15 protein-coding genes and 5 pseudogenes are annotated in these 9875 nt (G+C 41.3%); 11 read left to right on the top strand and 9 right to left on the bottom strand.

Going from position 1 to position 9875, the window contains the following annotated elements; translation table 11 throughout:
- Positions 1-14: 14 nt before the first annotated feature.
- A pseudogene (locus K6984_RS36830) lies at positions 15-140 on the top strand (helix-turn-helix domain-containing protein); the annotation flags it as partial.
- Between the two features lie 54 nt (positions 141-194).
- Here the strand turns inward: K6984_RS36830 and K6984_RS29105 are convergent.
- On the bottom strand, positions 195-1361 hold the full coding sequence (locus tag K6984_RS29105) for an IS3 family transposase (protein WP_087870166.1): 1167 nt from the start codon (positions 1359-1361) through the stop codon (positions 195-197).
- 447 nt (positions 1362-1808) lie between these two features.
- Here K6984_RS29105 and K6984_RS29100 point away from each other — a divergent pair, with 447 nt between their 5' ends.
- Entirely contained in the window at positions 1809-1973 is a 165-nt protein-coding gene (locus K6984_RS29100) for a hypothetical protein (RefSeq protein WP_476693199.1), read from the top strand.
- Positions 1974-2065: 92 nt separating this feature from the next.
- On the opposite strand, the gene K6984_RS29095 is transcribed toward K6984_RS29100, so the two are convergent.
- On the bottom strand, positions 2066-2290 hold the full coding sequence (locus tag K6984_RS29095) for a hypothetical protein (protein WP_221898480.1): 225 nt from the start codon (positions 2288-2290) through the stop codon (positions 2066-2068).
- Positions 2212-2433, bottom strand: a complete 222-nt coding sequence (locus tag K6984_RS29090; RefSeq protein ID WP_221898479.1) for a hypothetical protein — start codon at positions 2431-2433, stop codon at positions 2212-2214. The genes K6984_RS29095 and K6984_RS29090 overlap by 79 nt, the downstream gene beginning before the upstream one ends.
- A gap of 115 nt (positions 2434-2548) precedes the next feature.
- Between K6984_RS29090 and K6984_RS29085 the strand changes: the two genes are divergently transcribed.
- The 6 genes from K6984_RS29085 to K6984_RS29070 all read left to right on the top strand — a co-directional run bounded on the left by K6984_RS29085 (position 2549) and on the right by K6984_RS29070 (position 6256).
- Positions 2549-3649 carry a type I restriction endonuclease gene (locus K6984_RS29085; RefSeq protein WP_221898482.1) on the top strand — a complete coding sequence of 367 codons (1101 nt, stop codon included), beginning with the start codon at positions 2549-2551 and terminating at the stop codon, positions 3647-3649.
- Positions 3650-3793: 144 nt separating this feature from the next.
- On the top strand, positions 3794-3922 hold the full coding sequence (locus tag K6984_RS35435; RefSeq protein WP_263458596.1) for a hypothetical protein: 129 nt from the start codon (positions 3794-3796) through the stop codon (positions 3920-3922).
- Positions 3923-3949: 27 nt separating this feature from the next.
- Entirely contained in the window at positions 3950-4297 is a 348-nt protein-coding gene (locus K6984_RS29080) for a tetratricopeptide repeat protein (protein WP_221898478.1), read from the top strand.
- Between the two features lie 215 nt (positions 4298-4512).
- The gene (locus K6984_RS29075) at positions 4513-5811 is read left to right on the top strand and encodes a transposase (protein ID WP_221894003.1); all 1299 of its coding nucleotides are present in this window, start codon (positions 4513-4515) and stop codon (positions 5809-5811) included.
- 58 nt (positions 5812-5869) lie between these two features.
- Positions 5870-5998, top strand: coding sequence for a hypothetical protein (locus K6984_RS35430; protein ID WP_263458600.1), 129 nt, complete (start codon positions 5870-5872; stop codon positions 5996-5998).
- Between the two features lie 27 nt (positions 5999-6025).
- Entirely contained in the window at positions 6026-6256 is a 231-nt protein-coding gene (locus K6984_RS29070; RefSeq protein WP_221898477.1) for a hypothetical protein, read from the top strand.
- On the opposite strand, the pseudogene K6984_RS29065 reads toward K6984_RS29070, so the two are convergent.
- A pseudogene (locus tag K6984_RS29065) lies at positions 6226-6351 on the bottom strand (IS6 family transposase); the annotation flags it as partial. The gene K6984_RS29070 and the pseudogene K6984_RS29065 overlap by 31 nt on opposite strands.
- Positions 6352-6427: 76 nt before the next feature.
- Here K6984_RS29065 and K6984_RS29060 point away from each other — a divergent pair.
- Positions 6428-6634, top strand: a pseudogene (locus tag K6984_RS29060) (IS6 family transposase); the annotation flags it as partial.
- Here K6984_RS29060 and K6984_RS29055 read toward each other — a convergent pair.
- Complete coding sequence (locus K6984_RS29055; RefSeq protein ID WP_221898476.1) at positions 6612-6755, bottom strand: hypothetical protein; 144 nt, start codon at positions 6753-6755, stop codon at positions 6612-6614. The pseudogene K6984_RS29060 and the gene K6984_RS29055 overlap by 23 nt on opposite strands.
- 12 nt (positions 6756-6767) lie before the next feature.
- Between K6984_RS29055 and K6984_RS31900 the strand changes: the two genes are divergently transcribed.
- Entirely contained in the window at positions 6768-6938 is a 171-nt protein-coding gene (locus K6984_RS31900; protein ID WP_230988350.1) for a hypothetical protein, read from the top strand.
- Here K6984_RS31900 and K6984_RS31895 read toward each other — a convergent pair.
- Positions 6913-7224: pseudogene (locus K6984_RS31895) on the bottom strand (DDE-type integrase/transposase/recombinase); the annotation flags it as partial. The gene K6984_RS31900 and the pseudogene K6984_RS31895 sit on opposite strands and share 26 nt — an antisense overlap.
- A 78-nt stretch (positions 7225-7302) precedes the next feature.
- On the opposite strand from K6984_RS31895, the pseudogene K6984_RS29045 reads away from it, so the two are divergent.
- Positions 7303-7404, top strand: a pseudogene (locus tag K6984_RS29045) (IS6 family transposase); the annotation flags it as partial.
- Between the two features lie 38 nt (positions 7405-7442).
- Here the strand turns inward: K6984_RS29045 and tnpC are convergent.
- From tnpC to tnpA, 3 genes are all read right to left on the bottom strand, one after another.
- Complete coding sequence (gene tnpC, locus K6984_RS29040) at positions 7443-8996, bottom strand: IS66 family transposase (protein WP_230988331.1); 1554 nt, start codon at positions 8994-8996, stop codon at positions 7443-7445.
- Between the two features lie 157 nt (positions 8997-9153).
- Entirely contained in the window at positions 9154-9408 is a 255-nt protein-coding gene (tnpB, locus tag K6984_RS29035) for an IS66 family insertion sequence element accessory protein TnpB (protein ID WP_221897597.1), read from the bottom strand.
- Positions 9409-9437: 29 nt separating this feature from the next.
- Positions 9438-9779 (bottom strand): IS66 family insertion sequence element accessory protein TnpA, encoded by a 342-nt coding sequence (gene tnpA / locus K6984_RS29030; protein ID WP_221893783.1) that lies wholly within the window; start codon positions 9777-9779, stop codon positions 9438-9440.
- Positions 9780-9875 lie beyond the last annotated feature (96 nt).

The following is a 9875-nucleotide window of genomic DNA, read 5'->3' as shown; positions in this document are numbered from 1 at the left end:
ATGACAGAGCAACAATGAGCTATAAACACTTAAGTCTTGAAGAAAGATATTATATAGAACTTGAACATAAAAAAGGAACTTCTCAGATAGAAATAGCCCGTATTTTAGGACGAAACCAGAGTAATATTTCACGAGAACTATATAGCACCCCAAAGAGTCAAGACAGATTTTTCAACAATCCTTATTCCATATTCCTAAGCCGCTTCATTCTGCTGTTCATTAGCTAAAATACTTTCTCTATATACATTCATTGGTTTTTTATAGTCCAGGGTTTCATGAAACCGTTGATGATTATAAAACTCAATATAGTCATCAACATCTTCTATTAACGCTCTAATTGAACCATATTCATTTAAATAAATACGCTCACATTTTGCACTTCGCCAAAACCGTTCAATACAAATATTATCCGTTGCTCGTCCTTTTCCATCCATAGAAATAGTAATGCCTTTGTTTTTTAGTCGTTGGGTATGAATTTCACTGGTGTATTGACTGCCTTGATCCGTATTAAAAATTTCAGGTGTTCCGTAGAGAGAAAGCGCTTCATCTAATACATCCATAACTAAAAAAGAATCCATTGTGTTTGATATTTTATGGGCGAGCACTGCTTTTGAGTGCCAATCAATAATCGCCGCTAAATAAACCATCCCTTCTTTGGTTTTAATATAGGTTATATCTGTACTCCAAACTTGGTTAGCGTGTGATATATCAAGATCTCTAAGCTTATAAGTATATTTTTTATGTTCTTTTATGGGGATCGTTGTATTGACTTGTTTTACCGCTAATACGGCTTTCAAGCCCATCTGCTGCCGATAACTCGCCACCGTGTTTAAACTGACTTTAAAACCACCTTCAAGCAACTGCTGGTGTACTTTAGCCGCACCATAAATAGGGATGTCTTTAAAAATGTGATTAATCTGAGTTTTGATCTCTTCTTTCTTTTTATTCTCTCTTTTTTTGTAATAGAGATTGCTTCTATTTAATCCTAATAATGCACACTGCTGTGTTAGAGGTAGAGTGTTAAGCTTGGGCTCAATCAACTGTTTTCTATCAGATGAGTCCAAGCTTTTTAGCTTTTTTTCGAGCCACTCCTTTTCAACCGTCATTTTTCCTACGATTTTTGTGAGCATCTCATTTTGTTCTTGAGCTGCTAATAGATCCTCTTTGTAATCTTTAACGGCTTTGGAGGGCTCCATTGCTATTTCTGCATTGTCTAAGAATATTTTTTTCCAGTTTTGTAGGTTCTTAGGTGTGATGTTATTTGCACTGGCAATTTCTTGCAGTGTTTTTTCATTCTTTAAAACTTCTAATACCAACTTGCTTTTAAATTCAGCACTGTAGACCGTTCTTTTTCTGCTCATTTTAATACTCCAATTTTTTACAAATAGTAACTAATTTGGAATAAGATTGCTTTGATTTCTTGTCTGGATTTGCTGGGGGATTATACAAGCCGCATTGGACACATCGCTATATAACAAGGTTTGCCTGCTTGTATACCTCTTACTGCAGGGAACGAATGGGTAAATTCAAAGTTATTCATAGCAATAAATCTGGGCAGGAAGTCATTTAATGACAAGTGACCGCATAAAAGGAAGTTAATTATAATGTCCTTTGTTTTTATGGGCAAGTTCTGTATCGATCAAATTTGATATGCGTTCACTCGATTTGCTTGAAAAGGTGAATGTGAGTGTACGCCGAAAGAAGGCTTTGTTAATCATACACGGAGTAATAACGGTTCTGTCGCATAAATCCACCTTCCCGACGTTATCTGCTATCATAATTCTCAATTTCAATAAAAGGTAGATCATATGCTCAGCTTCAAAGGCACTCACTTCCCAAAAGATGTCATTCTTTATGCTGTTTTCTTTTATGTCAGGTATGGCATTTCGTATTGCGACCTTGAAGAAATTATGGAAGAAAGAAGAAGTACAGTAATGGTGGTGACCACGATGTCGAACGTTTATGTCGCCTGAAAGAACTTGCAGAAGCCAATAGAAGCTACCAACAGGCACTGGAATTCCATCGCTGAAAATCATGGAAACGGAGCTTAGCGAAGTGGTGATTTTCAGCGATGGCCAGAAAAAGCGCCTTTTTTTACAAAGTCTTGATAAGCATGCTCTGCAAGACGATCATATGTATTGTCTGCTCCAATAAATGAAAAAGGGAAAGCAGTAAAAAATAGTAACCACTGTATTGATCTCATATCTTCTGCTACATGCGTCCGCTGAAAATCAGGGAAACGTAGCTTAGCGAAGTGGTGATTTTTAGTCCCTGATAGGCGACAGGGCAATTCGCTGATTCGACGTGTGCTAGCAGCACGCGAGAGGAGCAAGAATTGCATTCCGAATAGCCGTCCAGCCAGTGAGGTAGTAATGACGAAGCGGCTTTTGTGCGTAGTCGTTGCGGACGCAGGGCGTTCAGGGCATCTCCCATCCGCTGCGTAGGTGACGAATTATGGCGCGCCTGTGTCTTTTTGCGGCAGAGCCAAAATTTTTTATTTTGGTATAATATGCAAATAATTTATCAAAATACGAAGAAAGGTAAGGCTATGGATTTTATCGAACGTTTACAGGGACTATCAAAGAAGATTGTTCAAGTTGGCTCTACACTAGAAACAGAAGAAGCAACTAAAAATGCATTGATTATGCCATTTCTGCATTCAGTGCTTGGTTATGATGTTTTTGATCCAACGGAAGTTGTTCCTGAGTTCAATGCTGATATAAGTACTAAGAAAGGTGAAAAAGTAGATTACGCTTTACTTAAAGATGGTGAAGTACAAATCATTATCGAGTGTAAAAAGTTTGGTGAGAAACTATCTACCAAACACGCAAGTCAATTATTTCGCTATTTCTCTGTAACTAATGCACGTATAGCCATTCTAACTAATGGTGACGTTTACGAGTTCTATACAGATTTAGACGCTCCAAATAAAATGGACGAAAAACCATTCTTAACGTTGAATATGTCTGATCTTGATGAGCATATTGTTCCAGAAGTTAAGAAACTAACTAAATCATATTTTGATGTTGATTCCGTTGTTGATGCAGCTGGAGAGCTTAAATATCTGAATCAGATTAAGAAAACCCTACAAGAACAGTTTAAGAATCCAGAAGAAAATTTTGTAAAATTCTTTACATCAAAAGTTTATGAAGGCGTTCAAACTGCAAAAGTTAAAGCTCAATTTCTTGAACTCACATCAAAAGCACTGAAACAGTTCCTTAACGATAGTATCAATGATCGTTTAAAGTCTGCGATTGGCACAAATGAAGATGTCGCAATCAAGGCGCAAGAATCACCATTTAAATCTGTAGCAGTAGAAGCAGAAACCACACTAGAACAAGGTGAAGAGGATAATCAAAAAATCGTTACGACAGAAGAAGAGACGGACGGTTTCAACATTGTTAAAGCCATTCTACGTGTAAAATTAGATGTTTCACGTATTGCCGCAAGAGATACGCAAAGCTACTTTGGTATTCTGTGTGATGATAATAACCGTAAGCCTTTATGTCGTTTATATTTTAATACTAAACAAAAATATATTGGAATTACAGCCGGAGATAAAAAAGAAATTCGCCACCCGATCGAAAACTTGGATGATATTTACGGATTATCTGACAAGTTGCTAGAAAATGCAGCTAGATTTGAATGAATAGAGCGCTATGTCGCAAAAAAACAAAAAACAGGATATTACCTACGCTCATATGATTTTTACACAAATATTTATTTTTTTTGCGACAGAACCGGCTTGAGTATTGGTTTAAGAGGCGTTTTGGAAATCGGGGAGTCGCTATTTTTGCGAAAGCTTGTTTTGGGCATCCCAGCCCAAGCAAGCAGCAAAAACTTAACGCGACCACTTATGCCTCCGGCGGCCCCGATTCGTCCTCGTCACCTCGTCCCGACCCAACAAGGGGTCGGAACATAGGCTCCAAATGACTTGACGCCGTGTCGGATGGCCTTTTATTTTGTCTCCACCTTCGCTAACGCTCAGACTCCGACAAAACAACGGCCATACGGCTATCGCGGACTAAAAATCATCACTTCGCTTAGGCTACGTTTCCCTGATTTTCAGCGGATGTATGCCAAGGGAGAAGGTGTCGTTCAGGACTACAAAGAAGCCGTTAAGTGGCTCAGGAAGGCAGCAGAACAAGGAGATGGTGAGGCACAATTCTTATTAGGGTGGATGTATTCCAATGGGAAAGCTGTCGTTCAGGACTATGTTACGGCACATAAATATTTTAATATTGCGGCATCTAGTGGGGTAAAAAAAGCGCATAAATATCATCAGTGTTCCCATTGAAAGAAGAAGTACCTAAACAAAGCAGCCTATAACCTACCTGAAGGTAGCACCACTCGAATATTTCCATCTTTTTGATTTTAATCACTTATAACAGCAAATAGACACTCTGTAGGCACCGTAAAAAAACAACAAATAATTTCAAATAAAGCTTGCAATTGCCGAAAAAATTTTTCTAAAAATTTCCGTTTTAATCACCTCATAAACGGATATCACCCATGCTTAAAGACCTACCACTCTCTGAACATATTCACCAACACTGCAATGAAAGTATGGAACGTGCCCTGTTAGCAGAGCGTCATCCTTTGTGGGCTCGTTCATGCCCAGAGTTGAAGGATATCGACTTTATTCGCCTTGGGTTATTACGCTGTATCAGTGTAGTCGATAGTGGTCGCCATTTCCTCCAAACCAATGAACAGATTTATGGCCAGCTGCTTCCCCACTCAACGTATTTTAAATCACTGAAGTCGCATAGACGAACAAGTATGCTTGAGGCATTTGAACAGCAGAGCTACCATCTTCACTCTGAAACACTGCTATCGCAAGGCATTGATTATCTTAAAGCATTCCCAGAACTTGACGAATACACCATAGAAGCAGCGGATGGACATTTTATTGATCATGCCTGCCATACTGAAAAAAACAGCAAGGGGAAAGTTTATGCGGCCGGGGGGATTTACGCGTTGAATCTCAGAAGTGGGTTGCTCAGATTTCTTTGTCTGGTGACAAACGGAACTCAGAGGCATCAAGAAATACCTGTGTTACGAGATCATATTGAAAAGCAAAACAAGGGAAATAACAGCTCTCAGAAACATCTCTATGTCTACGATAAAGCCGTCACCGACTTTGTCTGGTGGGATCGGCAGAAACGACATGCTAATTACATGATTTCAATGCTAAAAGAAAATTCAATTGCGACTCTGGTTGAGTCTATCCCTTTTGACTCCCGCCATGAGATCAATACAGGGGTTGAAGCATACAGTGTGTACGAAAACAAGGGCATCAAATTTAACGTGGTGGATTACCGTGATCCAGAAACCGGAAAACTTCACCGGTTTGTGACAACCTTGCCAATGACTATTAACCCTGGAACCATTGCCATGCTGTATTTCAAGCGATGGACGATTGAAAAGACATTCAATAACACTAAAAGTAATTTCAAGGAAACTAAAGCTTGGTCTTCCAATACCCGCTCACTTGAAAATCAAATGCGCCTGACTGCAATGAGCTATAATTTAATGCGCGTATTTGAAGAGATTTCAAAAACACAACAGCCAGAATTGATTCATCCATCGGATAAAAAATATAGCGAGGCTCTGGAGATAAGGCAGCAACAGGCTCAAAAACGAGATCGTTTTGTGAATCCATTATTTTTCCAGGCAAGAATATCTCGTATCAGCTCGTATACCATTCGGGCAGTTCAAAACGCAATAATAACAGGAATGTCTTTACAGTGCTTTATGAGCTCTCTTGTGGCGAGGTTAGTTTCACGGCCTCAATTGATAGGGGAACACTGATGGTTTATTTATCAAACTTGGGGCGATTACACCGCTATAACTCGGGGAGTCGCTATTTTTGCGAAAGCTTGTTTTGGGCATCCCAGCCCAAGCAAGCGGCAAAAACTTAACGCGACCACTAATGCCTCCGGCGGCCCCGATTCGTCCTCGTCACCTCGTCCCGACCCAACAAGGGGTCGGAACATAGGCTCCAAATGACTTGACGCCGTGTCGGATGGCCTTTTATTTTGTCTCCACCTTCGCTAACGCTCAGACTCCGACAAAACAACGGCCCTACGGCTATCGCGGACTAAAAATCTTCACTTCGCTTAGGCTCCGTTTCCCTGATTTTCAGCGAATGCCTCCTAAATGGTATAATATTGGTTCTGTCGCAATAATTATCAAAAGCGCAGACCTCCTGGTCTTCAGGCATAACTATCCTGCTAAAGCCATAAACTGCTTATAAGCAGGAATATTTTCCTCAGACAATTGTCCCTTTCGGATCATATGTGCTGTTTCAATTCCATCAATGGTTGCTTGAGCGGAGTGAAACGCTTTAAAGGGTTCTGTCGCATAAATCCCCCTTCCCGACGTTATCTGCTATCATAATTATCAATTCCAATAAAAGGTGGATCCCATGCTCAGCTTCAAAGGCACTCACTTTCCAAAAGATGTCATTCTTTATGCTGTTTTCTTTTATGTCAGGTATGGTGTTTCGTATCGCGACCTTGAAGAAATCATGGAAGAAAGAGGTGTTGAAGTGGATCATGCTACGCTCAATCGTTGGGTTATCCATTATTCGCCTGCCATTGCTGTAACAGCTAAATCTCAGAAACGAGAAACCAATAACAGGCGCGCCATGCTACCTCACGAAATTCCGGGACTCCTGTCGCCGTAATTCGTTCACCTACGCAGCGAATAGGAGATGCTCCAGCCGCCCTGCGTCCGCCACAGACTGAGCACAAAGCAGCTCAGTCATGGCTACCACAAATGGCTCTACGGCTATTCGGGATAAAATTTTAGCCTCCCTCGCGCGCTATCGCGCACTTCGGATTGGCAAATTTCCCTGCGCCTTCTGGAGACTATCAGCCCGTCCGGGGCTGACAGCGATCGTGTGGCAAACCCAGCGAGGATTAACAAGAGGTTAATATTGGCTAATCCTGCATAGTTAGCGCCACTTTTATCCATAACGACCTTATCAGGAAAGCCATTATTGTTAATTGTTTGTTTGAAAAAGGCTGTTGCAGCCTCTTCATCACGGCGCTCAGAAAGCATGAAATCAAGCGTATCACCGTGACTATCAACAGCTCGGTATAAATAGGTCCACTGCCCCTTCACTTTGATATACGTTTCATTCATGCGCCACGATTTATTGGTTTCTCGTTTCTGAGATTTAGCGTTTACAGCAATGTCAGGAGAATAACGGATAACCCAAGGTTCTGTCGCATAAAGTTCACTTCTCCGCGTTACCTGCTATCATAATTCTCAATTTCAATAAAAGCTAGATCATTTATGCTCAGCTTCAAAGGCACTCACTTTCAAAAAGATGTCATTCTTTATGCTGTTTTCTTTTATGTCAGGTATGGCGTTTCGTATCGCGACCTTGAAGAAATGTAAGCGTCAATTATCTCCACCTAGACAAGCTACCCTAATTACTTTAGAGGCTTAATTTTTTCAATCAAGTTCCAGGGCAAAAACTGATCCAGTGCTTCTGGTTCATAATGCCTACCCAGCTTGGGTAGTTCAGTTAATAGGTATTTCAGGTAATCAAAAGGTTCCAGGTTATTAGCAACGGCTGTTTGCACAAGACTGTAAAGTAGTGCGCTGGCATTTGCACCGCGTGGTGTCTGGTTAAACAGCCAGTTTTTACGTCCAATCACAAACGGTTTGATATGCCGTTCAGCTGCATTATTATCAATTTGTATATTACCGTCATCAATATAGCGGATCAAGCTACCCCACTGGTTAATAGTGTAACGAATGGCTTTACCTATTGCGCTGTCCTTTGCTGTCTTGGTAAGGTTGTTATCGCACCACTGCTTTAACTCTTCCAGTAAAGGTTTGCTTTTTTCCTGACGCTGTAAATAACGTTGCTCTATCGTCAGGTCTTTGATCTGTTTTTCAAGTGCATACAGTCGGGCAAACTTACGTAATGCGGTTTGAGCCAGCCCCATTTTATTCTTGCGACTCTCTTTAGGGAGGGCTTTTAGCGCTTCATCGAATTTACGCCGCGCATGTGCCATACACCCCACGAGGATACAATCATCTGATGCCAGTGCATGATAGCCTGCATAGCCATCTACCTGCAAGTGACCTGAAAAGGCCCGCAAGAAGCTTTCAGCATGCGCTCCTGCCCGCGTTGGCTGATAATCATACAAAACGATCGGGTGCTCGGATTCATGCCCACCACTCTGATAGAGCCACATATAGGATTTCGATTTCGTCTCTCGACCATCCCGAATCACATTTAAGGTTGTTTCATCGGCCTGGAGGATCTTCTGTAGAATCAGCAGAGCATGCAGTCGATCATAAAAGGGCAGGAGCAATTCAGCGGACTTTAATACCCAGTTAGATAGCGTGGCACGAGAAAGGTCAACACTTAAGCGCTTGAAAATGGTTTCCTGCCGGTAAAGTGGCAGGCTATCCATGAACTTGGCGACAATAATGTAAGCTAATAAACTTGCCGAGGCAAAACTACGAGGAATGGGCTGTGCGGGTTTTGGTGCACTGATAATGCCATTTTCACAGGTGCGGCAGCCATACTTGATCTGTATATGTTCAATGACTTTGATCTGGGCAGGAATGATTTCTAGCTGCTCTGACTTGTCTTCGCCAGCCTCATGCAATGCATGACCGCAGGCACAAAAACGCTCTGCTTCAGGTAATTCATAACGGATAACTTCGCGCGGGATATCTCTGGATAATGGCTTGCGGCCTGGCTTTTTACGCTGATAGCTTAGGGTTTCTTCAGGGTCGGAATCATCCTGCTTTAAGCTATCAAGAATGGACTCCGCTTCATTAAACAACTCCATTTGACCCGGACATTTCTCACTGGAGGTGCCAAAACGCTTATGTTGCAACAGACGAAACTGCTCCTCATACCATGTCAGTTTTTCCTGTAATTGATCCACTGTCGACTGATAGTCCAGCACCATTTTGTGCAGTACATTCGTCTCGTCTGGCAGTGTTTCAGGAAGTGATTTCATGGTGTTTATTATACCACCAAACAGGGTTAAATAAGCATTTAACTGGCTGTTTTATTAGATATTTTCCACGTAAAATAACGGCAACAAATCAATTATTTATTAAGCCAGAAATAGCGGTATGAGCTTGCGCTTGCCGATAGGATAAACCCTCCAGTAATCAGTGTAATTCACGTAAGGTTAATGATAACGGATGTTCGTTTAACTCGGTTGGCCACTGAAACTTCCCCTTATCCAGGCGCCGATAATAAAGCCAGAACCCATTACACTCCCAATAGAGTATTTTCAGTTTATCGCGAGAGCGGTTACAAAAGACAAAAATACTTCCGGCAAAGGGATCATGGCCAAACTGTTCCGAAACAATCAGTGACAGACCATTGATAGATTTACGCATATCAGTAACGCCGGTCGCCAAAAACACTTGATTAACAACAAGCCCGTTTATCATGAGATAGACCTAACCAGTTTCAGTAGCGGCTTTAATGATGCAAGTTCTGTACTGGCACAAATTTCCAGACTGAAGCCATTAGAATGAGTCACTTTGATAACTGATGAATCAGCAGGTACGCCTGATCCGTTCAACATGTCCTCTGCAACCAGTGTTACCGGAACCAATTGCTTGGCTTGTAACACTGGTGGAGCGAGCGAACTGAATTGCTTTTTGTAATAACTGAAGATATGCGGCTTGATATCATGGGCTTTGCAATACCCGACCTGAGTTAAACGACTGGCTTGCCATTGCGGTATATGATTTTGCATAGCCGCTTTATTTTGAGATGGACTCATAAATTACTCCTGAGTTAATTGGAGGTATTAGTCTGCCATTTTTTATATTGGTTTAGAATGTGTACTTTAATTGACGCTTACAGATATACTGGGTAT

The organism is Bathymodiolus japonicus methanotrophic gill symbiont, from assembly GCF_019721995.1.
Classification (GTDB): Bacteria; Pseudomonadota; Gammaproteobacteria; order Methylococcales; family Methylomonadaceae; genus Methyloprofundus.
This window is presented reverse-complemented; position numbering and strand designations above follow the sequence as displayed.

Bases quoted from the DNA above. Each gene is read 5' to 3' on its own strand.
- K6984_RS29105 (WP_087870166.1), bottom strand. From the start codon at position 1,361: ATGAGCAGAAAAAGAACGGTCTACAGTGCTGAATTTAAAAGCAAGTTG.
- K6984_RS29100 (WP_476693199.1), top strand. From the start codon at position 1,809: ATGCTCAGCTTCAAAGGCACTCACTTCCCAAAAGATGTCATTCTTTAT.
- K6984_RS29090 (WP_221898479.1), bottom strand. From the start codon at position 2,433: ATGGGAGATGCCCTGAACGCCCTGCGTCCGCAACGACTACGCACAAAA.
- K6984_RS29085 (WP_221898482.1), top strand. From the start codon at position 2,549: ATGGATTTTATCGAACGTTTACAGGGACTATCAAAGAAGATTGTTCAA.
- K6984_RS29080 (WP_221898478.1), top strand. From the start codon at position 3,950: ATGGCCTTTTATTTTGTCTCCACCTTCGCTAACGCTCAGACTCCGACA.
- K6984_RS29075 (WP_221894003.1), top strand. From the start codon at position 4,513: ATGCTTAAAGACCTACCACTCTCTGAACATATTCACCAACACTGCAAT.
- K6984_RS29070 (WP_221898477.1), top strand. From the start codon at position 6,026: ATGGCCTTTTATTTTGTCTCCACCTTCGCTAACGCTCAGACTCCGACA.
- K6984_RS31900 (WP_230988350.1), top strand. From the start codon at position 6,768: ATGGCTACCACAAATGGCTCTACGGCTATTCGGGATAAAATTTTAGCC.
- tnpC (WP_230988331.1), bottom strand. From the start codon at position 8,996: ATGAAATCACTTCCTGAAACACTGCCAGACGAGACGAATGTACTGCAC.
- tnpA (WP_221893783.1), bottom strand. From the start codon at position 9,779: ATGAGTCCATCTCAAAATAAAGCGGCTATGCAAAATCATATACCGCAA.